Annotated in this window: 21 protein-coding genes; 12 read left to right on the top strand and 9 right to left on the bottom strand. The window is 70.5% G+C overall.

Features of this window, described 5'->3' with window-relative positions; genetic code table 11:
* The first annotated feature begins 43 nt into the window (after positions 1-43).
* Entirely contained in the window at positions 44-1219 is a 1176-nt protein-coding gene (locus JOE46_RS25430) for a M20 family metallopeptidase (protein ID WP_209928810.1), read from the top strand.
* Positions 1216-2379: a M20 family metallopeptidase gene (locus tag JOE46_RS25435; RefSeq protein ID WP_097210488.1), complete on the top strand. Its 1164-nt coding sequence runs from the start codon at positions 1216-1218 to the stop codon at positions 2377-2379. The genes JOE46_RS25430 and JOE46_RS25435 overlap by 4 nt, the downstream gene beginning before the upstream one ends.
* Here the strand turns inward: JOE46_RS25435 and JOE46_RS25440 are convergent.
* Entirely contained in the window at positions 2376-2849 is a 474-nt protein-coding gene (locus tag JOE46_RS25440) for a gamma-glutamylcyclotransferase (RefSeq protein WP_027500255.1), read from the bottom strand. The two genes, JOE46_RS25435 and JOE46_RS25440, sit on opposite strands and share 4 nt — an antisense overlap.
* Positions 2850-3013: 164 nt before the next feature.
* Here JOE46_RS25440 and JOE46_RS25445 point away from each other — a divergent pair, with 164 nt between their 5' ends.
* Both JOE46_RS25445 and JOE46_RS25450 read left to right on the top strand, forming a co-directional pair.
* Positions 3014-4417, top strand: coding sequence for an NAD(P)H-quinone dehydrogenase (locus JOE46_RS25445; RefSeq protein WP_097210489.1), 1404 nt, complete (start codon positions 3014-3016; stop codon positions 4415-4417).
* A gap of 174 nt (positions 4418-4591) precedes the next feature.
* The gene (locus tag JOE46_RS25450) at positions 4592-5776 is read left to right on the top strand and encodes a PLP-dependent aminotransferase family protein (protein ID WP_245221172.1); all 1185 of its coding nucleotides are present in this window, start codon (positions 4592-4594) and stop codon (positions 5774-5776) included.
* A 12-nt stretch (positions 5777-5788) separates the two neighbouring features.
* On the opposite strand, the gene glpK is transcribed toward JOE46_RS25450, so the two are convergent.
* Complete coding sequence (gene glpK, locus JOE46_RS25455) at positions 5789-7285, bottom strand: glycerol kinase GlpK (protein WP_269588349.1); 1497 nt, start codon at positions 7283-7285, stop codon at positions 5789-5791.
* 164 nt (positions 7286-7449) lie between these two features.
* Between glpK and glpD the strand changes: the two genes are divergently transcribed.
* Entirely contained in the window at positions 7450-9183 is a 1734-nt protein-coding gene (gene glpD / locus JOE46_RS25460) for a glycerol-3-phosphate dehydrogenase (RefSeq protein ID WP_097210490.1), read from the top strand.
* A 16-nt stretch (positions 9184-9199) separates the two neighbouring features.
* Here the strand turns inward: glpD and JOE46_RS25465 are convergent, their stop codons facing one another.
* A complete protein-coding gene (locus JOE46_RS25465) occupies positions 9200-9694 on the bottom strand; it encodes a hypothetical protein (protein WP_097210491.1) in 495 nt (164 codons plus the stop codon).
* A gap of 195 nt (positions 9695-9889) precedes the next feature.
* Positions 9890-10558, bottom strand: coding sequence for a TetR family transcriptional regulator (locus JOE46_RS25470; protein WP_245221173.1), 669 nt, complete (start codon positions 10556-10558; stop codon positions 9890-9892).
* Between the two features lie 62 nt (positions 10559-10620).
* On the opposite strand from JOE46_RS25470, the gene JOE46_RS25475 reads away from it, so the two are divergent.
* Positions 10621-11388: an SDR family NAD(P)-dependent oxidoreductase gene (locus JOE46_RS25475; protein WP_097210492.1), complete on the top strand. Its 768-nt coding sequence runs from the start codon at positions 10621-10623 to the stop codon at positions 11386-11388.
* A gap of 28 nt (positions 11389-11416) precedes the next feature.
* Positions 11417-12004, top strand: coding sequence for a TetR/AcrR family transcriptional regulator (locus JOE46_RS25480; RefSeq protein WP_209928812.1), 588 nt, complete (start codon positions 11417-11419; stop codon positions 12002-12004).
* A 1-nt stretch (position 12005) separates the two neighbouring features.
* Here JOE46_RS25480 and JOE46_RS25485 read toward each other — a convergent pair whose 3' ends face one another.
* On the bottom strand, positions 12006-12794 hold the full coding sequence (locus JOE46_RS25485; RefSeq protein WP_209928814.1) for an Fpg/Nei family DNA glycosylase: 789 nt from the start codon (positions 12792-12794) through the stop codon (positions 12006-12008).
* Complete coding sequence (locus tag JOE46_RS25490; protein WP_209928815.1) at positions 12781-17310, bottom strand: ATP-dependent helicase; 4530 nt, start codon at positions 17308-17310, stop codon at positions 12781-12783. Before JOE46_RS25490 ends, JOE46_RS25485 begins: the two co-directional genes overlap by 14 nt.
* 84 nt (positions 17311-17394) lie before the next feature.
* Here JOE46_RS25490 and JOE46_RS25495 point away from each other — a divergent pair, with 84 nt between their 5' ends.
* Together JOE46_RS25495 and JOE46_RS25500 are read left to right on the top strand one after the other, a co-directional pair.
* Positions 17395-17811: a hypothetical protein gene (locus JOE46_RS25495; protein WP_097210496.1), complete on the top strand. Its 417-nt coding sequence runs from the start codon at positions 17395-17397 to the stop codon at positions 17809-17811.
* A gap of 12 nt (positions 17812-17823) precedes the next feature.
* Positions 17824-19491 carry an alpha/beta-hydrolase family protein gene (locus JOE46_RS25500; protein WP_209928816.1) on the top strand — a complete coding sequence of 556 codons (1668 nt, stop codon included), beginning with the start codon at positions 17824-17826 and terminating at the stop codon, positions 19489-19491.
* 28 nt (positions 19492-19519) lie between these two features.
* Here the strand turns inward: JOE46_RS25500 and JOE46_RS25505 are convergent, their stop codons facing one another.
* On the bottom strand, positions 19520-20545 hold the full coding sequence (locus JOE46_RS25505) for an acyl-CoA dehydrogenase family protein (protein WP_209928817.1): 1026 nt from the start codon (positions 20543-20545) through the stop codon (positions 19520-19522).
* Entirely contained in the window at positions 20542-21159 is a 618-nt protein-coding gene (locus tag JOE46_RS25510; RefSeq protein ID WP_209928819.1) for a TetR/AcrR family transcriptional regulator, read from the bottom strand. The genes JOE46_RS25505 and JOE46_RS25510 overlap by 4 nt, the downstream gene beginning before the upstream one ends.
* Positions 21160-21227: 68 nt before the next feature.
* Here JOE46_RS25510 and JOE46_RS25515 point away from each other — a divergent pair, with 68 nt between their 5' ends.
* Genes JOE46_RS25515 through JOE46_RS25525 form a run of 3 tightly spaced genes read left to right on the top strand, consistent with a single transcriptional unit; the run spans position 21228 to position 24501 of the window.
* Positions 21228-22163, top strand: coding sequence for a patatin-like phospholipase family protein (locus tag JOE46_RS25515; RefSeq protein WP_097210499.1), 936 nt, complete (start codon positions 21228-21230; stop codon positions 22161-22163).
* Positions 22160-23623, top strand: a complete 1464-nt coding sequence (locus JOE46_RS25520; RefSeq protein WP_209928820.1) for an NAD(P)/FAD-dependent oxidoreductase — start codon at positions 22160-22162, stop codon at positions 23621-23623. The genes JOE46_RS25515 and JOE46_RS25520 overlap by 4 nt, the downstream gene beginning before the upstream one ends.
* Positions 23620-24501, top strand: coding sequence for an SDR family oxidoreductase (locus JOE46_RS25525; protein ID WP_097210501.1), 882 nt, complete (start codon positions 23620-23622; stop codon positions 24499-24501). The genes JOE46_RS25520 and JOE46_RS25525 overlap by 4 nt, the downstream gene beginning before the upstream one ends.
* On the opposite strand, the gene JOE46_RS25530 is transcribed toward JOE46_RS25525, so the two are convergent.
* The gene (locus tag JOE46_RS25530; RefSeq protein WP_209928822.1) at positions 24452-25972 is read right to left on the bottom strand and encodes an aldehyde dehydrogenase family protein; all 1521 of its coding nucleotides are present in this window, start codon (positions 25970-25972) and stop codon (positions 24452-24454) included. The genes JOE46_RS25525 and JOE46_RS25530 overlap by 50 nt on opposite strands.
* Positions 25973-26002: the final 30 nt, after the last annotated feature.

The raw sequence follows: 26002 nt of genomic DNA on the forward strand, positions 1-26002 counted from the left end.
TCGAGCGGCGGGTGACGCCGGACACGGATGAGATACTGGAGCCGTGAATTCGGAAGTGGTCGGTACGGTCGCGACAGCGGCGTCCGACCTCGTCGCGCTGTCGCATTCGATCCACGCGGAGCCGGAGCTCGCTTTCGAGGAGTATCGCAGCGCCGCAAAGGTCGCGGAACTGCTCTCGCAGCGGGGTTTTGACGTCGAGTCGCCGGTTGCCGAACTGCCGACGGCGTTCACCGCCAGCTATGGCAGCGGCGAGCTGGTCATCGGGATCCTCGCGGAGTACGACGCGCTGCCGGAGATCGGACACGCCTGCGGGCACAACATCATCGCGGCGTCCGCGGTCGGCGCGGGCCTTGCGCTCGCGCCGCTCGCGGACCGCCTCGGTATCACCGTCCGGGTGCTCGGCACCCCTGCCGAGGAGAGCGGCGGCGGCAAGGTGCTGATGCTCGAGCGTGGTGTCTTCGACGACCTCGGTGCGGCGATGATGGTCCACCCTGGCCCGGAGGACATCGCGGGTGCCACCTCACTCGCGATGGCCGATCTGGCCGTCGTCTTCAGCGGCCGCGAGGCGCACGCCTCGGCATCGCCGCAGCTCGGGCGCAATGCGGCCGATGCGGCCACCATCGCGCAGGTGGGTCTCGGGCTGCTCCGTCAGCACCTGTCCGCGGGCCAGCAGATGCACGGGATCGTCAGCGACGGCGGGATCGCGCCGAATATCGTGCCCGCCAGGACCGAGATGCACTACTACCTGAGGGCGCAGACCGCGGATTCGCTCACCGAACTGACGGAACGGGCGCTGGCCTGCTTCGAGGCGGGCGCGCTGGCGGCCGGGTGCACGCACGAGATTCGTACCGTCTCACCGAACTACACCGAACTGCGGCCCGATCCGTGGCTGGTCCGGTCCTATCGTGAACTGATAGTGGAGATGGGGCGCAGTCCGTTGGCCCCGGCATTGGAAGGATCGCGTCCCTTGGGCAGCACAGATATGGGCAACGTCACGCACGTGTTGCCGGGGATCCACCCCGTGATCGGGATCGAGTCGGGCGGTGCGGCCACCCATCAGCCGGCGTTCGCCGCGGCGTGCGTGACCGAGTCCGCCGACCGCGCGGTCACCGACGGCGCGGTGGCGCTGGCGGGCACCGCGATCCGTGCGGCGACCGACCCCGAACAGCGGGCGCGTCTGCTCGACGGCGCACAGCGGCGGGGGGTGGGCGGTCGATGACCGAGTGGATCGACCGCTGGGTCGCCGACCACACCGCGGACCTCTCGTCGTGGCGGCGCCACATCCACGCGCACCCGGAGCTGGCCCGGCACGAGTACGCCACCACCGAGTTCGTCGCGACCCGCCTGATCGCGGCCGGCCTGGCACCCGAGATCCTTCCCGGCGGAACCGGTTTGACCTGTGACATCGGCCCGGACGGCCCGCGGGTCGCGCTTCGGGCCGACATGGACGCGCTGCCGCTCCAGGAGGCCACCGGAGCGCCCTACGCGTCCACGGTCACCGGGGTCTCCCATGCGTGTGGCCACGACGCACACACCACCATCCTGCTCGGCGCGGGCCTTGCGCTCGCCCAGGCGCCGGACCTGCCGGTCGGGGTGCGGCTGATCTTCCAGCCCGCCGAGGAGGTGATGCCCGGCGGCGCACTGGAGGCGGTCGCGGCCGGAGCCCTCAAGGGGGTGTCGAGAATTTTTGCGCTGCACTGTGACCCACGGCTGGAGGCGGGCCGCGTCGGCGTCCGGCTCGGTGCGATCACCTCCGCGGCGGACACCGTCGAACTGATTCTCGATTCCCCGGGCGGGCACACGTCCCGACCGCACCTGACCACCGACCTGGTGTACGCCCTCGGCACGGTCATCACCGGACTGCCGGGAATGCTGAGCAGGCGGATCGATCCGCGCACGAGCACCGTGATGGTGTGGGGCGCGGTCACCGCGGGTCAGGCACCGAACGCGATTCCTCAGTCGGGCAGGCTGATCGGGACCGTCCGGACCGGCGACCACGACACCTGGGCGCTGCTCGAACCGATGGTCCACGAGATCGTGGACGGTCTGCTGGCGCCGACGGGGGTGCGCTATCAGCTCAACTACCGGCGCGGCGTGCCGCCGGTGGTGAACGACGAGGACTCCACCCGGATCTTCGAGAGCGCGATCGCCGCGATCGGACCGGACGCGAGATCGGACACCCCGCAGTCGGGCGGCGGCGAGGACTTCTCTTGGTATCTCGAGGAGGTTCCCGGCGCCATGGCCCGCCTGGGGGTGTGGTCGGGAGTCGGGCCGCAGCTCGACATCCATCAGCCGACCTTCGATCTGGACGAGCGCGCGCTCGGGGTCGGTGTCCGGGTGTTGGCCAACCTGCCGCTGGCCGCGGCGGGCGTTCTCTAGCTGGGGTAGCCGGGAGTCCCGGGGCCCACGTTGCGGCTGTTGCGGGTTCGCAGATCGCGGACGTACTCGGCGGGCGCTCCCGCGATCTCGGCGGCCTCGGCCATCACGCCGAGGTAGCGCGCGGAGGGCAGCCCGCCCTCGTAGGCGTCGAGGACATAGAGCCAGGCCAGCACCGGTTCGCCGTCGGTGTCGACGCGGAGCCGTATCTTGCGGTGGATGCCGAGCTCGGAGCCCTCCCACCGGTCGAGGCTCACCTCGTCCTCGTCGGGGACGTCGTAGAGCACCACGAAGACGCTGGAGTCGGGGTCCTCGACGACGGTGGCCAGTGCGCCTTCCCAGCCGATGTCGCCGCCGCTGAAGGTCAATCGCCAACCGTGCAGCCAGCCCGTTCCCGCCATCGGCGAGTGCGGGCAGCGCTTGAGCATCTGCTCCGGATGCATGTTGGATCCGTAAGCGGCGTAGATCGGCACGGCGAAAGCCTAAACCGTGTCGGGGTGACTGCAGAACCGCACACAGCAAAACGAAACCCGTTCGCCGCAGGGAACCCGTGCCAACGTGCGTCGGAAGGGGCCGGTGCAATAGCGTGGAACGCACCGACACCCTGCGTAACAGCTCCCGAACAACTGGAGGATGAATGACCCGGATCGTGATCATTGGCGGCGGACCGGCCGGGTATGAGGCGGCGCTCGTCGCCGCCCAGCACGGTGCGTCGGTTTCGCTGATCGATTGCGACGGGGTCGGCGGTGCCTGCGTGCTGTGGGACTGTGTGCCGTCGAAGACGTTCATCGCCTCGACCGGGGTGCGCACGGACATGCGCCGGGCCACCGACCTGGGCATCAGCCTCGAGCCGTCCCAGGCCACCATCTCGCTGCCGCAGATCCACTCCCGGGTCAAGAGCCTCGCGCAGGCCCAGTCCTCGGACATCAGGGATCGGCTCCAGACCGTCGGCGTCGAGCTGCTCGCGGGGCACGGGGAGCTGATCGACCAGGAGCTCGGGATGGCGGCGCACCAGGTGAAGGCGACGCTGCACGGCGGCGGCGAGCAGGTACTCGACGCCGATGTCGTGCTGATCGCCACCGGCGCGAGCCCCCGCATTCTGCCGACCGCCAAGCCGGACGGCGAGCGCATCCTGAACTGGCGTCAGCTCTACGACCTCGATTCGCTGCCCGAGCACCTGGTGGTGGTCGGTTCAGGCGTCACCGGCGCCGAGTTCGTCTCCGCCTACACCGAGATGGGCGTCAAGGTGACGATGGTCTCCAGTCGCGACCGGGTGCTGCCGCACGAGGACGCGGACGCGGCCCTCGTCCTCGAGGATGCGCTGTCCGAGCGTGGTGTGACGCTGGTCAAGCACGCCCGCGCCGACTCCGTCGAGCGCACCGCGGACGGCATCGCGGTGACGCTGGCCGACGGTCGGGTGGTCACCGGAAGCCACGCCCTGATGACGGTCGGTTCCATCCCCAACACCAACGATCTCGGACTCGAGCGGGTGGGCATCGAGCTCGACCCGGGCGGCTACCTGCGGGTGGACCGCGTCTCGCGAACCTCGGTGTCGGGGATCTACGCGGCGGGCGACTGCACCGGACTGCTGCCGCTGGCCTCCGTCGCGGCGATGCAGGGCCGGATCGCGATGTACCACGCCCTTGGCGAGGGGGTCAGCCCCATCAAGCTCAAGACCGTCGCCTCCGCGGTGTTCACCCGTCCCGAGATCGCCACCGTCGGTGTCAGCCAGGCCTCGATCGACGACGGCGAGGTGCCGGCGCGCACCGTGATGCTCCCGCTGAACACCAACCCGCGGGCCAAGATGTCGGGACTGCGCCGCGGCTTCGTGAAGATCTTCTGCCGCCCGGCCACCGGCGTGGTGATCGGCGGGGTCGTGGTCGCCCCGACCGCGTCGGAGTTGATCCTCCCGATCGCCATCGCGGTCCAGAACAACCTGTCGGTGAACGACCTGGCGCAGACCTTCTCGGTGTACCCGTCGCTGACCGGATCCATCACCGAGGCCGCCCGCCAGTTGATGCGCCACGACGACCTCGACTGACCTCGCTGGTCCCACGATATGAAACAGAGGGTTCATATCGTGGGCCCGCCTGTGTGATAGTCGATGGTGCCGGCCGCGACCATCGGCCCCCCGCTTCGGCGCCTCCCGCCCCGCAGACCCGGGACGACCAGGTGTTTCTGCCTCGTCCTGTCCCCGCCTGCCCCGGGAGGTCTCATGTCCCCGTCCCCGCACCCCGCGTTCGCACGCCGTATGAACGGGCTGCGCAGCTCGGCGATCCGGGATCTGCTCACCATCACCGCCCGCCCGGAGATCGTCAGCCTGGCAGGCGGGCTGCCCGACCCAGAGCTCATCCCTCGGGAGCGGATCCGCGAGGCGAGCGAGGCGGTGCTCGCGCGACCCGACGCGGTCCAGTACACCGAGACCGCGGGCTGGTTCGGCCTGCGCGAGGTGATCGCGGCGCGGGAGTCCGCAGCCGGATCGCGCTCGGTGGACCCGCGTGAGGTGGTGGTGACCCACGGGTCCCAGCAGGCGCTGAGCCTGCTCGCCCAGGTGCTGCTCGACCCCGGCGCCACGGTCGTCGTCGAGGAACCCGCCTACACGGGGGCCCTCCAGGTGCTCCGCCTCGCCGAGGCGAGGATCCTGACGGTGCCGCTCGACGCGGACGGGATGCGCACCGACCACCTGGAGGAGCTCCTCGCCGCGGGCGAACGGCCCACGTTGGTGCACACGGTGAGCAACTTCCACAACCCCGGAAGCGCGACGATGTCCGTCGCGCGCAGGCGGCACCTCGCCGCACTCGCCGAGGCGTACGGATTCTGGGTGATCGAGGACGACCCGTACGGCGAGATCTGGTTCGACGGCGCGCCGCCCGCACCGGTCGCGGACCACTCCGACCGGGTCATCCGGCTCTCGAGCGCGTCGAAGATCCTGGCACCCGCGCTACGGGTCGGGTGGCTGCGCGGCCCGCGCGCGGTCTGCGACGCCGTCGAGTTGGTCAAGCAGGGCGCGGACCTGTGCGGCGGGGCGTTGACCCAGCAGATCGCGGCGACCATGCTGGCCGACGGACCGTGGCTGGCCGGGCACCTGGCGCGGATCCGCGCCGTGTACGGCGCCCGCGCCGGGGCGCTCGCCTCCGCGGTCACCGGCGCGTTCGGTGACGCCGTGTCCGCGACCGAGATCGGCGGCGGCATGTTCTGCTGGCTCGAGTTCCGCGACGGCACCGACACCGGGCTGCTGCTGCCTGCCGCACTCGACCACGGCGTCGCGTTCGTGCCCGGATCGGCCTTTGCCGTCGGTGGTGACCATCGGGGCACCGCGCGGTTGTGCTTCACCACCAACGACGAGTCGACCCTGAGCGATGCGGTCGGCCGGCTGGCGGCGGCGCACAGAGGCCGCTGAGCGCAGGGGGGCCTAGTCGACCCAGTCGTAGGTCCGCTCGACGGCCTTGTTCCACTCCCGGTACAGCCGATCACGCTCGGCCGCGGCCATGGTGGGCTTCCAGGTGCGCCCGACGGCCCAGTTCTTGCGGATGTCGTCCTCGCCCGCCCAGAACCCGACCGCGAGCCCCGCGGCGTAGGCGGCGCCGAGGGCGGTGGTCTCGTTGACCACCGGCCGGATCACCGGGACGTCGAGGATGTCGGACTGGAACTGCATCAGGATCTCGTTGAGCACCATGCCGCCGTCCACCTTCAGGGCGGTCAGCTCGACACCGGAGTCGGCGAGGCACGCCTCGAGGACCTCACGGGTCTGAAAGGCGGTGGCCTCCAGCGCGGCCCGCGCGAGGTGCCCCTTGTTGACGAACCTGGTCAGCCCCACGATCGCCCCGCGTGCGTCGGGGCGCCACCTCGGCGCGAACAGACCGGAGAACGCGGGCACGAAGTATGCCCCACCGTTGTCCTCCACGCTGGCGGCGAGTCCCTCGATCTCCTTGGCGGAGTTGATGATCCCGAGGTTGTCGCGCAGCCACTGGATGAGCGATCCGGTGACCGCCACCGAACCCTCGAGCGCGTACACGGCGGGCGCGTCGCCGATCCGGTAGCAGACGGTGGTGAGGAGCCCGTTGCTGCTCGGCATCGGGGTGGTGCCGGTGTTGAGCAGCAGGAAGTTGCCGGTGCCGTACGTGTTCTTGGCCTCACCGACGCTCAGGCAGGCCTGCCCGAAGGTGGCGGCCTGCTGGTCGCCGAGGATGCCCGCGATCGGCACCCCGGCCAGGATGCCGCGCTCGCGAACCTGCGCGTACACCTCGGAGGAGCTGCGGATCTGCGGCAGCATCGAGGTCGGGATCCGGAACTCGGCGCAGATCTGTTCATCCCATTCGAGCGTCCGCAGGTCCATCAGCATGGTCCTGGACGCGTTGGTCGGATCCGTGACGTGCAGCCCACCGTCCGCGCCGCCGGTGAGGTGCCACAGGATCCAGGTGTCCATCGTGCCGAAGCAGAGCTCGCCCGCCTCGGCTCGCTCGCGGGCCCCCTCGACGTTGTCGAGGATCCAGCGGATCTTGGGGCCGGAGAAGTAGGTGGACAGGGGCAGCCCGGTGCGCTCGCGGTAGCGTCCGGGGCCCTCGTCGCCGGCGAGTTCGGTGCAGAGTTCGTCGGTGCGGGTGTCCTGCCAGACGATCGCGTTGTACACCGGCTTGCCGGTGCGGCGGTCCCAGACCACGGTGGTCTCGCGCTGGTTCGTGATGCCGACCGCGGCGATGTCGTGCCGGGTCAGATCCTTCTTGGCCAGGGCGGCCGCGACGACCTCGCGGGTGGCCCGCCAGATCTCCTCCGGATCGTGCTCGACCCACCCCGCACGAGGGAAGATCTGCTCGTGTTCCTTCTGAGCGGAGGCGACCACCAGCCCGTCATGATCGAAGATCATGCATCGGCTCGAGGTGGTGCCCTGGTCGATCGCGGCGACATACACGGCTAAAAGCTACTAAAGCGCGCCTCACAATTCACGTCGATCGTGAGACGGCGCCCTTCCCAGGCGTCGTCCCGGTGCTGCATACCACCCGTTCGAGGCAGCGAAGACCGGTCGACATGGCCTAGCCTTGGTGCTGATTCGTCGACAACTCACAGGAGCATGCGTTGAGCAAGCAATCGGGAGCACAGTTTCTGGGCCCGCAACAGCGCAAGGATGCGTGGGACCAGCTGGGATCCGAGCAATTCGACATCGTCGTCGTCGGTGGCGGAGTCGTGGGCTCGGGCATCGCGCTCGACGCCGCCACCCGGGGGCTGCGTGTCGCCCTTGTCGAGGCGCGCGACTACGCCTCCGGCACCTCCTCGCGGTCGTCGAAGATGTTCCACGGCGGCCTGCGCTACCTCGAGCAGCTCGAATTCGGACTGGTGCGTGAGGCTTTGCGCGAGCGCGAGCTCTCGCTGTCGACGCTGGCCCCGCACCTCGTCAAGCCGTTGAAGTTCCTGTTCCCGATCACCCACCGGGTGTGGGAGCGTCCGTACATGGCGGCCGGGATCTTCCTCTACGACACGATGGGCGGCGCCAAGTCGGTGCCTGCGCAGAAGCACCTCACCCGCTCGGGCGCGCTCCGCCTGGCACCCGGCCTCAAGCGGAACTCGATGGTCGGTGGGATCCGCTACTACGACACCGTCGTCGACGATGCCCGCCACACCATGACCGTGGCCCGCACCGCCGCGCACTACGGCGCGGTGGTCCGCACCTCGACGCAGGTGGTCGGATTCCTGCGCGAGGCCGACCGGGTTTCCGGTGTGCGGGTGCGGGATTCGGAGGACGGCAGCACCACGGAGGTCCGCGGTCACGTCGTCATCAACGCGACCGGTGTGTGGACCGACGAGATCCAGGCGCTCTCCAACCAGCGTGGGCGGTTCCGCGTGCGTGCGAGCAAGGGCGTGCACATCGTGGTGCCCCGCGACCGGGTGGTCAGCGAGGCGGCGATCATCCTGCGCACGGAGAAGTCGGTGCTGTTCGTGATCCCGTGGGGAAACCACTGGATCATCGGAACCACCGACACCGACTGGAATCTCGACCTCGCCCATCCGGCCGCCACCAAGGCGGACATCGACTACATCCTGGGCCACGTGAACAAGGTGCTGGTCACGCCGCTTACCCACGACGACATCGACGGCGTGTACGCCGGGCTGCGGCCGTTGCTCGCGGGGGAGAGCGACGAGACGTCCAAGCTCTCGCGTGAGCACGCCGTGGCGCGGGTCGCGCCGGGACTGGTGGCGATCGCCGGTGGCAAGTACACGACCTACCGGGTGATGGCGGAGGACGCCGTCGACATGGCCTCCGAGGACATTCCGGCCCGCGTCGCGCCCTCGATCACCGAGAAGGTGCCGCTGGTCGGGGCGGACGGATACTTCGCGTTGGTGAACCAGACGACAGCGGTCGGTGAGCAGTACGGGCTGCACCCGTACCGGGTCAAGCACCTGCTCGACCGGTACGGTTCGCTGATCCACGAGGTGCTCGGGCTCGCGACGGATACCCCGGAACTGCTGCAACCGATCACCGATGCGCCCGACTACCTTCAGGTCGAGGCGGTGTACGCGGCCGCAGCCGAGGGCGCGCTGCACCTCGAGGACATCCTCGCGCGGCGTACCCGGATCTCGATCGAGTACGCGCACCGCGGGGTGAACTGCGCCGAGCAGGTCGCGCAGCTGGTGGCGCCGGTCCTCGGCTGGGACGCGGCCACCGTGGACCGGGAGGTGGAGACCTATCGGGCGCGGGTCGAGGCGGAGGTCCACTCGCAGGCGGAGCCCGACGACTCCGCGGCGGACGCCCTGCGGGCCGCCGCGCCCGAGGCGAGGGCGGAGATCCTGGAGCCGGTGCCGATCTCGCGCTGATCGGTTGCGCCGGGGGTCAGTGCGTCAGCACGAGCTTCACTGCGACCACGGCGATCGCGACGAAGGCCAGCAGGCTGCAGGCCACCAGGGTGTGCCTGCTGAGCTTCTCGCCGCGCAGGCGGGTCATGACGATGCCGAGGCCGGCGATGCGGCTGACCACCCAGATTTCGGCGAGCAACAGCGCGGTCTGCCCCTCGAGCACGCCGAGGGCGTCGAGCCCGACCACTGCTGCCGGGACGAGCCCGGAGGTCAGCACCGGCACCGAGTCGCGGAGCTCCTCGAAGTGCTCGGATCGGGTCAGCGGGCGCCCGATTCGGGCGCTCCTGCCGACCGACTCGGCGAAGGCGTGCGCGATGAAGGTCGACAGCACGGTGCCGATGACCACCATGGCGGCGTGCGAGGTGCTGGCGTCGTGCAGCGGGATGAGGGCGGCGAGCACCAGGACGTTGCCGTAGACGTACGCGCTGATCCGGCTCGCAGAGTCCTCGACGTCCAAGGGGGTTCGCTCCATGGACGTAGAGCTTTCCACGTCCGGTCGGGTCAACGCGTGCGGACCACGGTCGAGGGAACCGAACGCGCGGCGAGGCCGGACACGGCCATGGCGGTCAGGACGATGAAGACGAGCGGGAATGTGATCATGTCTCAAGGATCGCGAGCGAACCCTTGACGCACATCAGCGCCAGGTGTGAACTCGCTGAGAGTCGTGTCATCCCTGAGGAGTACGCAGACCGGCGGTGAGCGTCCGGATGCATCGCGCGACGATCTCGGCGGGAGTGCCGTCGCTTCCGGCGGCCACATCCGAATCCGCCCAGGTCTGGATGGCGATGCGCATCGCGGTGTTGCCTGCCACCGCCATCAGCCGCACGTCCAGCGGGTCGGCCTCGGGGCCCATCAGGTCGCGCAGGACCTCGACGAGCGACTCCTCCGTGTCGTGGACGATCCGGAACCAGACGGACTCGAGTCCGGGGTCGCCGGGAATCGCCCGGAAGAGCTCGTGCGTCAGCCGCAGTGAATCGACGCCTGCCCGGTCGGTGCGGGAGAGGGCGCGGCGCGCGGACCGCTCGAGTGCCTCGGCCGCCGGGAGGTCGCGGGGGCCACGGGCCAGGTCGTGGATCCAATCCCGGACCCCGCCGGCGAGCATCGGGGTGACCGCCTCTTCCTTTGTCCGGAAGTACCGGTAGAAGGTCCGCAAGCTGATTCCGGCGGCGGTCGCGATGTCCTCGGCGGTGACCGCGGACGCGCCCCGCGCGGCGAACAGCTCGGCCGCGCAGTGTGCGATCTCGAGCTGGGTCTGGAGTCGCCGTCGCTCGGTGAGAGGGAGGGGGGCTTGTGCGCCGGGGTCCGCCATGGACACCATCATGGCACGTTGTGCCATCTCGGCGTAACGTGCAGCTGAGACCGGGAACACACCACTACCCAGTAGAAGGAGATCAGTTCATGAACCGCTTCGAGGGCCGCAAGACGCTCATCACCGGGGCCGGATCCGGCATCGGTCAGGCGACGGTCGCCCGGATTCTCGCGGAGGGCGGCGTGGTCGCCGCCGCCGATGTGTCCGAGGAGGGGCTCGCGGTCACGCGCGCCCGCGCCGAGGAGGCCGGGGCCGCGGACCGCCTGACCACCGTCGTCGTCGACATCTCGAACGAGGCGTCGGTACAGGAGGCCATCGGCGGCGCGATCAAGGACCTCGGCGGGCTGCAGGTGCTGATCAACGCCGCGGGCATCCTGCGCGCCTCGCACACGCACGAGACCAGCCTCGACTTCTGGAACAAGGTGATCGGCGTCAACCTCACGGGCACCTTCCTGGTCACCCGCGAGGCCTTGCCCGCGCTGGTCGAGAACGGTCAGGGTGTCGTGGTGAACTTCAGCTCCACCTCGGCGTCGTTCGCGCACCCGTACATGGCGGCGTACGCGGCCACCAAGGGCGGCATCCGGTCCTTCACCCATGCCATCGCCCTCGAGTACGCCAAGGCCGGCCTGCGCGCTGTCGCGGTCGAGCCCGGCAGCATCGCCTCCGGCATGACCAGCAACCCGGGCTTCCCGGAGCACGACCTGGACCCGACTCTGATCGGCAAGCTCTACCCGTGGATCGGCGAGGGCTTCGCGCCGCCGGAGGACGTCGCAGGCGTGATCGCGATGCTCGCCTCCGACGACGGAAAGTTCGTCACCGGGACCGAGATTCGCATCGACGGCGGCACCCACATGTGATCGACCGGGCCCGAATACACTGGGTCCGATGAGCACCACCGACCGCCCCGGCCTCGATCAGCGCCGTCTGCAGCGACGGACGCGCCTGCTCGAGGTCGGGGTGGATCTGCTCGGTGTGGCAGGCGGGCCCGCGGTGAGCGTGCGCGCGGCGTGCCGCGCGGCCGGGGTCACCGAGCGGTATTTCTACGAGAGCTTCGACGACCGCGACGCCTACATCCGCGGTGTGTACGCGGAGGTCGGTGAGCGGGCCCGCGACGCGTTGGTGTCCGCGGTCGCGGGCGCCGAGACGCCGACGGAGATCGCGGAACTCGCCGTCCGCGCGTTCGTTGCCCTCGTCCTCGACCACCCCGAAGCAGGCCGGGTCCTGCTGCTGGCGCCGCTGCGGGAACCCGCACTGGGCGGGCGCGGCCTGGAACTCGCCCCGAGTTTCGTTGTGCTGGTGCAGGATCAACTGCAAGGCGTCGCCGATCCCGACGAACGGACCCTGCGTGCGCTCGGTCTCGTCGGGGCCCTGACGAGTCTGTTCATCGGTTACCTCGACGGCACGGTCACCGTGCCCCGCGAGACGCTGATCCGGCACTGCCTCGGCCTGCTGGACCGGGCGAGCCGTCCGTAGCTCAGGCCGACGGTTGGCAGCGCGGACACCAGAAGATCTGCCGTTCGCTTTCGTGGGTTCCGTCGCCGAGGACCCCGCCCCTGACGAGGGTGCCGCAGCGCAGGCAGGGCCTGCCGGAACGGCCGTACACCCAGGTGCTGCGGCCGCGCCGGCGGTCTCCGGTGGTGATGCGCACGACGCGGTCCCGGTTCGCCACCAGTAGTCGGTGCGCGAGTTCGGCCCACGCGTGCGGCTCACCTGCGGCGGCCACCGGGGTCGCCGGGTGCACTCCGCGCAGGAAACACAGCTCGTTGCGGTAGACGTTGCCGATGCCCGCCATCACGCGCTGGTCCAGCAGGGCCAGGCCGATCGTGCGGGCGGGGTCGGCGGCGAGATTCGTCGCGGCGCGGTCGGGGTCCCAGTCGGGGCCGAGCAGGTCCGGCCCGAGATGACCGACCGCCCGCTCCTCTTCGTCCCTGGCGAGGACCTCGACGATGCCGAGCTGAAACCCGACCGCGAGGAAGTCGGTGGTGCCCAGCAGGATCCGCGCCTGCCACGCGGGCCTCCGCCAGCGTCCGCCCTCGGGATAGACGTGCCAGGCGCCCTCCATCTTCAGATGGGTGTGCACGGTCTGCCCGCTCACCCGGATCAGCAGGTGCTTGCCCCTGCTGACCACCTCGTCGACCGGTCCAGGGGTGAGGTCGACGGTCGCGAAGCGCGGCACCCGGATGTCGCAGACGGTGAGCGGCCGGCCCGCGAGCGCGGCGCGGAGCTGCCCCGCGACCTGCCAGACGGTGTCACCCTCGGGCATGGAGGGCCCGCTTGCGGAGGCCGCGCGGAGTCGCCGCGAAACCGGCCTCGACGAGGACCGGCGAGAGGGGGCTGGTGTGCACGGACTCGCCGTCGACCTTCTCGATGACGATCTTGTCGACGCCGCCGTGGTCCACCACGGCGGCCAGCGATCCGGCCGCACCGTGCAATGCGCCGGGATCATCGGTGAAGGTGAGCACGGTCTTGCCGCCGCGCTCGACGTACAGCGCGAGCTCCCCATCGATGAGCACCACCAGGGCGCCCGCCTTGCGGCCGGGCCGGTGCCCGCCCGCGGTGGCGGGCCAGGCCAGCGCGGCGCCGAACGGGTTCGCCGGGTCCGTCGCGGCGAGGGTCACGGCGGCTGGTGCGTTGGCCGGGCCGACCCGGTCGCCGTAGGCCCGCAGCCGGTCGACCACCTCGGAGGTCGAGAACTGTGCGGCGCCAAGGGTGTTGACGAAGTACCCACGTCTGCACCGCCCGCTGTCCTCGAAACCCCGCAGCACCTTGTACATCAGGGCGAAGCCACCGGGGACCGATTCGCTGACCACCGATCCCCGCGTGAGCACGCCGTACCGGTCCAGCAGCACGTCCGCCCGCGCGTGTGCCCGGATGGTCGGGTCGGGTTCGAGTTCGGGCAGCAGCGACCACCGTCCGCCGACGGTGGGCGGCCCGGTCCGGCTCGGCAACGCCGGACGGGCGAGGGCGCGGTAGGGCCGGGCTCGCGGTGCCCGGCGCGGCGCCCGGTGGCTCGGCGTCGAGCGCGAGGGCCCCGACAACAGGGCACGCAGGGGAGCGAAGGTGTCGTTGCTGAGGTGGCCGGCCCACACCAGCTCCCACAGCGAGGCCGCGAGGGCGGCGTCGTCGGTCCCGCCGATCAGGTCCGAGAGGTTCCGGAAGAAGTAGGCGCCACCCGACGCGAGCGCGTCGAGGATCTGGCGTTGCTGCTCGGACAGCTCCGTGTCGACGGGCGGGGCCAGCGTCAGCGGCGCCGCATCGGCCGGGTGCAGGCACACCCAGCCGTCGCTGCCGGAGATCGCGCCTGCGCCCGACCACAGCACCTCGCCCGTGGCGGTCAGCTCGTCGAGCATCGCCGGCTGGTAGTCGCGCACCCGCGAACTCAGGATCATCGGTTCCCAGGCGGAGGCGGGGATCGGTACGCCCGCAAGCTGTTCGATCACCGCGGCCACCCCGTCGATTCCGCGCAGGCCGCCGCCGATGTGCTGCCAGTCGGGCAGGAAGCGGCCGAGCGCGAACGGCTCGACCGGCTCGACCTCCTTGCGGGCGGCGGCGAGGGAGCGGCGCCGGAGCCGCCGCAGCACCTCGGCGTCACACCACTCGCTGCCCGCGGCTGCGGGCCGGAACTCGCCCTCCAGCACGCGCTTGTCGGCGGCGAGGCGGCGCAACACGTCCCGGACCACGGAGGTCCCGAGTCCGAACCGGGCGGCCGCGTCGGCGAGGGAGAACGGTCCGTGGGTGCGGGCGTAGCGCGCGACGAGGTCGCCGAGCGGGTCGTCGACCGGTTCGATGAACGCGGCCGGGGTGCCGATCGGCAGCGGCACGCCGAGCGCGTCGCGCATCCGGCTCGCGTCCTCGATCGCCACCCACCACTGCTCGCCGGCGAAGCCGACCCGCATGGCCCGACGTTGCGCTTCGAGCTCGCGGACCCAGAGCGCGGCATCACCGTGCGTCCTGTTCGCGATCTCCGAGTCGGTCAGCGGCCCGAGCAGGCGCAGCAGGTCCGCGACCCCCTCGAGATCCTTTGCCCTGCGATCGGGGACGAGGCGTTGGAGTTCGCCTTCGGTGAGGTCGATGACGTCGGCATCGAGCAGTTCGCGCAGCTCCACCCGGCCGAGCAGCTCGGCGAGCAGGGTGGAGTCGAGGGACAGGGCGGCGGCCCGTCGCTCGGCGAGCGGGCTGTCGCCCTCGTACATGAACGCTCCGACGTAGTCGAAGAGGAGCGCCCCCGCGAAGGGCGACGGCGACGGCGTCTCGACCTCGACGAGCCTGATCTGCTTGCGGCCGATGCCGTCGAACAGGGCGGTGAGGGAGGGCAGGTCGTAGACGTCCTGCAGGCATTCGCGGACGGTCTCGAGCAGGATCGGGAAGGTCGGGAACTTGCGCGCGACGTCGAGCAGCTGGGCGGAGCGCTGTCGCTGCTGCCAGAGCGGCGCCCGCTTGCCCGGGTTGCGCCGCGGCAGCAGCAGGGCACGGGCGGCGCACTCGCGGAATCGGGACGCGAACAGCGCGGAGTTGCTGACCTGCTCGGTGACGATGTCCGCGATCTCGTCGCGATCGAAGACGAACAGCTCCGAGCCGGGCGGGGCGTCCTCGGTGTCCGGTAGCCGGACGATGATGCCGTCGTCGGATGCGGTCGGCGCGGAGTCGATCCCGTACCGCTCCTGCAGCCGGGCGCCGACCGCGAGGGCCCAGGGCGCATGCACCGGCAGCCCGTAGGGCGAGTGCAGCACGAGTCGCCAGTCGCCGAGCTCGTCGCGGAACCGCTCGACCACGAGGGTGCGGTCGGTGGGGACCTGTCCGGTGGCGGTGCGCTGCTCCTCGACGAGGGCGAGCAGGTTCTGGGTGGCGTTGGTGTCGAGGCCCTGGTCGGCCAGGCGGGCCCGCAGATCCGTGTCCGCGCCGAGTGACATCTCGCGCAGGAACTCGCCCAGAGCCGCGCCGAGCTCGGCGGGCCTGCCGAGGCCGTCACCGTGCCAGAACGGGAGCCGGCCGGGCAGGCCGTAGGCCGGGCTGACGAGGACCCGGTCGTGGGTGATCTCCTCGATCCGCCAGCTGGTGGCGCCGAGCGCGAAGACGTCGCCCACCCGCGACTCGTAGACCATCTCCTCGTCGAGCTCGCCGACCCGGGAGGCCTTCTCACCCACCATGTACACGGCGAACAGTCCGCGGTCCGGGATCGCTCCGCCGGAGGTGACGGCCAGCCGCTGTGAGCCGGGCCTGCCGGTGAGGACATCGGCGTCGCGATCCCAGACGAGTCTCGGGCGCAGCTCGGCGAACTCGTCGGACGGGTAGCGGCCCGCCAGCAGGTCGAGGGTGGCGTCGAACGCGGACCGGGGCAGTGTCGCGAAGTTCCCGGTGCGGCGGACCGCGTCGAACCAGGACTGGACGTCGAGCTGGTCGAGGGCGCAGGCGGCCACGGTGTGCTGGGCCAGGATGTCGAGCGGGTTCGCCGGGACCGCGAGCGCCTCGATCCGGCCCGCGGTCATCCGTTCCACGGTGACCGCGCAGTGGATGAGGTCGGTGCGGTGCTTGGGGAAGAGCACCCCCCTGGAGATCTCCCCGACCTGGTGCCCGGCTCGCCCGACCCGCTGCAGCCCGCTCGCCACCGAGGGCGGCGCCTCCACCTGCACGACGAGATCGACCGCGCCCATGTCGATTCCGAGCTCGAGGCTGCTGGTGGCCACCACGCAGCGCAGCCGCCCGGATTTGAGGTCGTCCTCGATGAGCGCGCGCTGGTCCTTGCTCACCGAGCCGTGGTGGGCGCGGGCGAGCAGCGCCTCGGCGCCGTGCCCCACCTCGGCGGTGGAGCCGATCAGCGAGGCCGGCTTGTGCACGGTCTCGACCGGGGCGCCGAGGCGGTCGGCATAGACCTCGTTGAGCCTGGCGGTGAGCCGCTCCGCGAGCCGGCGGGAATTGGCGAACACGATCGAGGACCGGTGCTCGAGGACCAGGTCGACGATCTGCTCCTCCACATGCGGCCAGATCGAACCCTGTTGTGGGGCCGGGGAAACGGAATTCTCGTCCGGTGTCGTGACCCCCAGTTCGGTCATGTCCTCGACCGGTACCCGCACGGTCAGGTCGAAGGTCTTCGGGGAGGGTGGGCAGACGATGTGGATGGGCGCGGACCCGGTGAGGAAGCGGCCCACCTCCTCGTGCGGGCGGACCGTCGCGGACAGCCCGATCCGTTGCGCAGGACGGGGGAGCAGCATGTCGAGCCGCTCGAGCGAGAGAGCCAGGTGTGCACCGCGTTTGGTCGCCGCGACGGCGTGCACCTCGTCGACGATCACGGTCTGCACGGTGGCGAGCGATTCGCGGGCCGCCGAGGTGAGCATGAGGAACAGCGACTCGGGCGTGGTGATGAGGATGTCGGGGGGTGTGCGCACCAGGGCACGGCGATCCGCGGGGCTGGTGTCGCCGGAACGGACGCCGACGGTGATCTCCGGCGGCGTCAGGCCAAGGCGCTTGGCGGTCTGGGTGATGCCGACCAGCGGGGCGCGCAGGTTCCGCTCGACGTCCACCGCGAGCGCCTTGAGCGGCGAGACGTACAGGACGGTGGTGCCAGGCGGGCGCTGATCGTCGTGCGGGCGGGCGGCCAGCTGGTCGAGCGCCCACAGGAACGCGGAGAGTGTCTTGCCGGATCCGGTCGGCGCGACGACCAGCGCGTGCGAGCCGTCGGCGATGGCGTCCCAGGCCCCGAGCTGGGCGGCGGTGGGCGCGGGGAAGGCGCCGGCGAACCACTCCCGGGTGGGGGCGGAGAACCTGCCGAGCACCGTGTCCATGGTGTCCATAGTGCCTCGGGCCCCCGACACTGGGCGCACACTGAGGGAGGCGTACTGCATCCGAGTCCGGAGAGGTGAACCGTCGTGTCCGAGAAGTCGAGCGTCAAGCAGGAGGTCGCCGCCGGCACCTCGATCGGGGCCGCGGTGCTTCTGGTTGCCGTCGGCGTGCTCCAGGTTCTTCAGGGGTTGGCTGCGGTCGGCACCGACGAGGTCTTCACCGTCGGCGTCGATTACACCTACGAGCTCGATCTGACCGCGTGGGGCTGGATCCACATCGCCCTCGGTGTGGTGATCGCGCTGGTGGGTGTCGCCTTGTTCCGGGCCGGGATATGGGCGCGGACGTTGGCGATCGTCATCGCGGCACTGTCGATCGTGGTCAACTTCCTGTGGCTTCCCTACGCCCCGGGGTGGGCCGGCCTGATCATCGTCCTCGATGTATTCGTCATCTGGGCGGTATGGACCTGGATTCCGAGCTCCGGCTGGGAGAAGCCGTTGCGGTAGGCGGAGGTGGCCATGGTGTCGACGGTCGTGGATACGCCCGAGTCCGGTGAGCACAGGAAGCTGCTTTATGTCACGCTGCCCGGGTGCTGGGGTGCACTCGTTTTCGCGTGCCTGTCGTTCACGCCGTCGCTGCTCCCGCGCGGGGGTGTGCTGCAAGGGGTGGTCTGTGGAATCACCGCCGCGATCGGGTACGGGCTGGGCGTGTTCGCGGCCTTCGTGTGGCGCGCGTTCGCCGATAGAGCTGCTCGGCGCCCGGGACGTCGCTCGTGGCTGGTCTTCCTCGTCAGTGCGGTGGTGCTGTTCGCAGTCTCGTTCGCGGCAGGGCAGTACTGGCAGCACCAGATCCGCGCGTTGATGGGTGTCACCGAGTACAACGTTCCGCTGGTGGTGCTCGCGCCCGTCGTCGCGGCGGTGGTGTTCTGTCTCCTCATTGCGATCGGGCGCGGCATTCGCGGCATGTATCGCTGGAGCGCGCGGCGGCTCGACCGGTGGATCGGCCAGCGGGCGGCGAGCGTTGTCGGGTGGTTCCTGATTGCCGGAATCGTCTACGCGGTGGTCTCGGGAGTGCTGCTCGGAGGCCTCGTCAGCGTCGCGAACGGGGCGTTCTCGTTGCGCGACACGATGACTCCGGAAGGTGTCCAGCAGCCCGCGACCGGCCTCCGGTCAGGCGGCCCCGGCTCAGTGGTGCCGTGGGATTCGCTGGGATGGCAGGGACGCAGCTTCATCGGCGCAGGTCCGACCACCGATCAGATCGGCCAGTTCGTCGACCACCCGGCCCTGGAACCGATTCGCAGCTACGCCGGGCTGGCGTCGTCGGACGATTCCGAGTCGAGGGCGGCGTTGGCGGTCGAGGACCTCGGCCGTGCCGGAGGCTTCCAGCGCGCCAACCTGCTCGTGGTGACGACGACCGGGAGCGGCTGGGTGGATCCGGCCCTGGTGGACAGCTTCGAGTACCTCACCGGTGGCGACGCGGCGACCGTGGCGATCCAGTACTCGTACCTGCCGTCGTGGATTTCCTACCTGGTCGATCAATCGAAGGCCAGGGAGGCGGGCCGCGATCTGTTCGACGCGGTCTACGACGTGTGGTCGAAACTGCCGCAGGATGCCCGTCCCCGGCTGTTCGTCGCGGGGGAGAGCCTTGGCTCGTTCGGCGGCGAGACCGCCTTCAGCGGTGAGTACGACCTGCGCAACCGGACCTCGGGAACGTTGTTCGCCGGCCCTCCCAACTTCAACACGCTGTTCCGCGAGTTCAGCGACCGGCGTGAGCCGGGGAGCCCGGAGGTCGAGCCCGTCTACAAGGACGGGCGAACGGTGCGATTCAGCAACGACCCCGAGGCCGGGATTCCCCCCGAGGGGAGCCCCTGGGACGGCAGCCGCGTTCTGTACCTGATGCATCCCTCGGACCCGATCGTCTGGTGGAGTCCGAACCTGATCTTGAGTGAGCCGGACTGGATCGGTCAGCCGCCGGGGCGGGACGTGCTCGAGGAAATGGTCTGGATACCGTTCGTGACGTTCTGGCAGATCACCGCAGACTTGCCGTTCTCCACCGGCGTTCCCGGCGGTCACGGCCACAAGTACACGTCCGAGTACGTCGACGGATGGAACGCGGTGCTGCAGCCCGTGGATCTCACCGGCGAGCAGCTCGCCACCCTCAGGACCGTCATCGGCACCGGCGGGTAGTGGCGATCGGCCGCCGCGTCGAGACGGTTCAGACGCCGGCGGCGTCAGCCCCGAGCTCGCCAAGCAAGGCCGCTCGCATCTGCGGCCTCGACGCCGCCACCAGTGTGAATGTGGCCTCGCGCATCAGCCGTTCGGCGGTGGCGCCGCTGACGGCCGCGGAGCTGCCCGTCGCGGTCACCAGCGCGGCGGCGGCCCGGATCGCGAGCTCGGAGGCCTGGGCCCGCGCCGCGAAGAGGTCGAACCGGCCGCCGAGTGCGGCATCGAGATTCGCCCGGACCGCCGTCGCCTCCGACGCGAATCCGGTGGTGTCCACGCCCCGCTCGCCGAGCTCGGTGAGGCAGCGCCGGGCGACGCCCATCGCCATGCACGCGTTGAGCCAGGACCCGAATCCCTGACCGGCGGCGAACTCCTCCTGGGGCACCACCTTGCTCACCCGCTCGTCCGGCACCTCGAAGCCGTCGAACCGCATCCGGACGGTGTTGCTCCCGCGCGCGGCGATCAGCGGCAGCTCTTCCACCGACACGCCCTGGCCGGGGGCCGCGTCGACGATGGCGTGCACGATCGAATCGTCGAACTCGTCGCGGGCGCTCAGCTGCAGGATGTCGACGATGCCCCAGCCGGTCACGAACGGCGCGACGCCGTCGAGCACGTACCCGCCCTCGACGCGGCGCGCGTACAGGAGCGGCGGCTGCGGGATGGCGCCTGCGAAGGCGACGCCTGCCCGGACCGACCCGTCCATCAACCCGTCCCAATATTCATCGCGCAGATCATGATTCGGGCTCGACGCCAGCCCCGCGACCACGCCGTGGTGCTGCATCCACGTGAAACAGGTGGCGAGGCAGCCGCCGCACAGCGTCTCCACCACCGCCACCAGGTCGTCGATACCGAGACCGGGTCCGCCGAACTCGGTCGGTGCGGCGAGGCCGTAGAAGCCCTCCGCGGCCAGCGCCTCGAAGTGACTGAGCGGGATCTCGCCGTCGGCATCGACGCTGTCGGCGGCGGGGTACAGCACGTCGTCGGCGATCTCGCGCGCGAGCTCGGGCCAGTTCGTCACGCCTGTGAGGGTAGATCCGCGGGGCCGGCAGCAGTGAGAAGCGCGCGGAGGTTTCGGGTGACGATGCCGGTCGAGATCGTGGGGTCGATGGCGCGCTGGATGCCGAGGCCGACGCCCATACTCAGCACGCTGGTCGCGGCGTCGTCCACCGACATCGGGAGCGTGACCTCCCCGGACGCCGTGAGCGCATCGAGCAGGGCCGCCACGATGCCACGCGCCATGTCGAGACTGGCCACGAGCGCGGCCCGCAGCTCCGGGTCGTGGCGCGCCAGCACGATGAACTCGAACTCGAGCGTCGTCCAGCCGACATCGCCGAGGGTGCGCTGCGCCCAGTCCTCGAACGCCGTCAGCCGTTCCTCCAGCGGCGCCTGCCGCGACATCACCTCGGCCACCTCGGCGCCCTTGGTGACGTGGATCAGCTGGAGCACCTCCAGGCACAGCTCGTTCTTGTTGCGGAAGTTCGAGTACACCGCGCCCTTGGAGTAGCCGGCCTCCTCGGCGACCTTCTCGAGCGAGGTCGCGGCGAACCCGTCGGCGAGGAACAGGTCGCGGGCGGTCGCGATCAGATTGGTCCTGGTCTGGGCCTGGCTCTCCGACCTGGTCAAGCGTGCCATTTGCGGTCCTCTCGAAAATTCTCACTCTTGGTATACCCATCGTATCCAAATACTGTTAGTTTCTGAATATGACTTCGAGTGACAGACAACTCCGTCGCGGCCTCGTCATCGGTTGCGGCGGAACTCTCGGCGCGGCCTGGACCGTTGCCGCGCTGGTGGCGGTGCGCGACAGCCTCGGCTGGGACCCCCGCGAGGCGGACGTTCTCGTCGGCACCTCGGCGGGCGCGGAACTGGTCACCATGCTCGGCAGCGGGGTTGGCGTGGACGAGATCCTGGCCATGCAGCTGGGGGAGCAGCCGACCCATCCGGCGCTGCGCGATCACCTGGCGGACGCCCCCGGCCGGGTGCCGCCGCTGCCTCGACTCGGGCTCGGCTCGCCGAAGCTGGTGCGCGCGGGCCTGCGCCATGAGGTGGCGCCGGTGACGGCACTGAGCGGGTTGCTGCCGCCCGGCGGGGGTGACGCGTCCTGGCTGCACCGGCTCGCGGTGGGACTGAACCCCGACCGTTCCTGGGTCCCGCACCCCGCGACCTGGCTCGTCGCGATGGACTACGACACCGGAGCCCGCGTCGCGTTCGGCTCGCCCGGTGCGCCGGAAGCGACACTGTCGCAGGCGCTCCGCGCGTCCTGGGCGATCCCGGGCTGGATGCCACCCGTCCGGATCAAGGGCCGCCGCTACGTCGACGGCGGCGCCGCCTCGACCGCGTCCGCGGACGTCCTCGCCCCGCTCGAACTCGACGAACTGGTGGTGCTGGCGCCGATGGCCTCCACCGGCCCCGTCCGCGCCAGGGGAGCCGCCCGCGCGGAACGACTGGTCCTGCGGAGCTGGATGAGCGCGGGCCTGGACGCGGAGATCACCACCGTCGAGGCGGCCGGCACCCGGGTCATCCGGCTCGACGCCACCGCCGAGGACCTGGCCGTGATGGGCCCGAACTTCATGGACGACCGCAGGCGTCTGGCCACGCTGGAGGCCGCCCTCCGCACGACCCGAAAGGCGCTCGCATGACACAGGAACAGCACTTCGAGGTCCTCATCGTCGGGGCCGGCATCTCCGGCATCGGCGCCGGGATCACCCTGCGACGGATGGGGATCACGGACTTCGCGATCCTCGAGAAGGGCGACTCGGTCGGTGGCACCTGGCGCGACAACGACTACCCCGGGTGCGCCTGCGACGTCCCGTCCGGCCTGTACTCGTTCTCGTTCGCGCCGAATCCGGAGTGGACCAGGCTGTTCGCGGGTCAGGACGAGATCCGCGGCTACATCGACCGCACCGCCGCTGAACACGGGGTCGACGCGCACGTTCGATTCGGCACCGAGCTGATCCGCGCGGACTGGGACGAGCCCGCCCACCGCTGGGTGCTGCAGACCTCGACGGGCACGCTCACCGCGAACTCCGTCGTCGCGGCCGTCGGGCCATGGAACGAGCCGCTGGTGCCGCCGATCCCCGGCCTGGACACCTTCGGCGGCAAGGTGTTCCACTCCTCGCGCTGGGATCACGACTACGACCTGGCAGGCAAGCGCGTCGCGGTCGTCGGCACCGGCGCCTCCGCGGTGCAGTTCGTGCCCGCGATCGCACCGACCGTGGGGGAGCTACACCTCTACCAGCGCACGGCGCAATGGGTGCTGCCGAAGCCGGACCATCACGTGCCGAAGGCTGAACGCTGGGTGATGCGCCGTGTCCCGGGCGCGCATCGCGCCCTGCGCGCGATCGAGTACTCGATCATGGAGGCGCTCGGGCTCGGATTCCGGCACCCGTGGATCCTGCGGATCGTGCAGCAGATCGGCAAGGTGCAGCTGCGTGCCCAGGTGCGCGACCCGGAGCTGCGGAAGGCACTCACGCCCGACTACACCCTCGGCTGCAAGCGCATGCTGCTGTCGAACACCTACTACCCGGCGCTGACCCGCCCCAATGTCGAGGTGCACGCCAACGCGGTCGCCTCCGTCCGGGGCAACACCGTGGTCGGGGCCGACGGTGCCGAGCGGGAGGTCGACGCGATCATCTTCGGCACCGGCTTCCACATCCTCGACATGCCGATCGGCGGCAAGATCTTCGACGGTGAGGGCCGCAGCCTCGACGAGCACTGGAAGGGCAGCCCGCAGGCCTACCTCGGCACCACGATCGCCGGCTTCCCCAATGCCTATGTGCTGCTGGGCCCGGCGCTCGGCACCGGCCACACCTCGGCGTTCATGATCCTCGAGGCGCAGCTGGGATACCTGGCGAAGGCGATCGCCGCGGCCAAGGACGGCAACTGGACCCGGATGGAGACCCGCCAGCAGGTGCAGGCGGCCTTCAATGCCGAGGTGCAGCAGGCGTTGGCCACCACCGTCTACAACGCCGGCGGATGCCAGAGCTACTTCCTGGACGTGAACGGGCGCAACAGTTTCAACTGGCCGTGGTCCACGGCGCGGATGAAGACCAGGCTCGGCGAGTTCGACGAGCGTGCATACGAGATGGAGACGCGATGAAGTATCCCGAGATCGATCTGCGCGGTGCGGTCGTCCTCATCACCGGAGCGGGCCGTGGCATCGGCCGTGCGACCGCACACGCCATGGCCGCGCGCGGCGCCTTGATCGCGGTCGCCGACCTCGATCGCGGCGCGGCCGACGAGGTCGCGGCCGAGATCGGTTCGGCGGCACGGGCCTACACGCTCGACGTGCGGACCCGGGCGTCGTGGGATGCCTGCGTCGCAGGCGTCATCGCCGATCTCGGCCCGATCGACATCCTGGTCGGCAACGCAGGCGTGATGCCGGTGGCCGCCTTCCTGGACGAACCGGACGAGATCGGCGAGACCACCCTCGACGTGAATGTGTGGGGGCTGATCCACGGCATGCGGACGGTGGCCCCCGCGATGGTCGCACGCGGCCGCGGCCACATCGTCAACGTCGCCTCGCTCGCGGGCAAGATCGCGATCCCGGGGCTGGCCGTGTACAACGCCAGCAAGTTCGCCGCCGTCGGACTCTCCTCGACGGCCCGCCTCGAGTTCGCGGAGGCGGGCGTCAGCGTGTCCACGGTGCTGCCCAGTGCCGTGCGGACGACGTTGACCTCTGGGCTCCCGCTCGGCAAGGGGCTGCCGACCGTCGACCCCGAGGACATCGCGGCGGCGGTCGTGCGCACGGTGTCGACGCGGCGCGCGCAGACCCCGGTGCCCGGCTACCTGGCCGCACTGGATGTCGGCCTGGCGCTGGCCCCCGAAGCGCTGATCACCCTGGTGCGCCGGGTGATCGGCGGGAACCGGGCGGTGACGTCCGTCGACCCGGCAGGGCGAGCAGACTATGACGAACGGGTGAAGTCGATCAGCCGAACTTCACCCCCTGCGCGAGCGGAAGCTGATCGGAGTAGTTGACGGTGTTGGTGGCGCGCCGCATGTAGGCCTTCCACGAATCGGATCCCGACTCGCGGCCGCCCCCGGTTTCCTTCTCGCCGCCGAATGCACCGCCGATCTCCGCTCCTGAGGTGCCGATGTTCACGTTGGCGATCCCGCAATCGGAGCCGTCCGCCGCGAGGAACCGTTCGGCCTCGCGCTGGTCGGTGGTGAAGATCGCGGACGAAAGCCCCTGCGGCACATCGTTGTGCAGCGCGATCGCCTCGTCGAGGGCCTCGTAGGTGAGCACGTAGAGGATGGGGGCGAAGGTCTCCTCGCGCACCACCGAGGTCTGCGCGGGCATCCGGACCAGCGCGGGGGAGACGTAGTGGCCGCCGACCGCCTCCACCCGTTCGCCGCCCCACACCAGGGTGCCGCCGTCCGCCCTGGCCTTGTCCAGCGCGACCGTCATGGCCTCCCACGATCGTTCGCGGATCAACGGACCGACGAGGGTGTCCGCCTCGAGTGGGTTGCCGACGCGGAGTTGCCGGAAGGCGGTCGCGACCCGCTCGATCGTCTCCTCGGCGATCGAGGAGTGCACGATCAGCCTGCGCAGGCTGGTGCACCGCTGGCCTGCCGTGCCTGCCGCGGAGAACACGATCCCCCGCACGGCCAGGTCGAGGTCTGCAGACGGCGCGATCACGGCCGCGTTGTTTCCGCCGAGCTCGAGCAGGCACCGGCCGAAGCGCTGCGCGACCCGCGGTCCGACCTCCCTGCCCATCCGGACCGACCCGGTCGCGCTGACAAGGGCGACCCGCGGGTCGTCGACGAGCTGCTCACCGACGGGACCGGCGCCGAGGACAAGGCGATGGACCCCGGCGGGCGCGCCCACGTCCTCGGCGGCCCTGCGCAGCAATGCATCACACGCGATCGCGGTCAGCGGCGTCAGCTCCGACGGCTTCCACACCACGGTGTCCCCGCACACCAGGGCGATCGCGGTGTTCCAGGACCACACCGCCACAGGGAAGTTGAACGCGGAGATCACCGCGACCACGCCCAGCGGATGCCAGGTCTCCATCAGGCGGTGTCCGGGGCGCTCGGACGCCATGGTCCTGCCGTACAGCTGGCGGGACAGGCCGACCGCGAACTCGCAGATGTCGATCATCTCCTGGACCTCACCGAGCGCCTCGGAGGTGATCTTTCCCGCCTCGAGCGTGACGAGGGTGGCGAGGTCCGACTTGTGCTCGGTCAGCAGTTCGCCGAGCCGTCGGATCAGCGCGCCACGCTGCGGTGCCGGCACCGTCCGCCACTGGAGGAATCCGTCGTGCGCGTCGGTGATGGCGTCGGCGACCTGCGCCGGTGTGGACGGCGTCAGCCGGCACAGGACTCCGCCGGTGATCGGGGTGCGGGCGAGCAGGGTGCCATCGGACGACGGGTGCTCGTCACGGGCACCGCATGCGCGCAACGCCGTCTCGGCCATCGTCCGCAGGGTCTCGGTGTCGGGAAGGTCCATGGTGTTCCTCCTGTCGGTGCCTGCTCCAGT

Origin of the sequence: Rhodococcus sp. PvR099 (genome assembly GCF_017833315.1) — a bacterium.
Classification (GTDB): domain Bacteria; phylum Actinomycetota; class Actinomycetes; order Mycobacteriales; family Mycobacteriaceae; genus Rhodococcus_G; species Rhodococcus_G oryzae.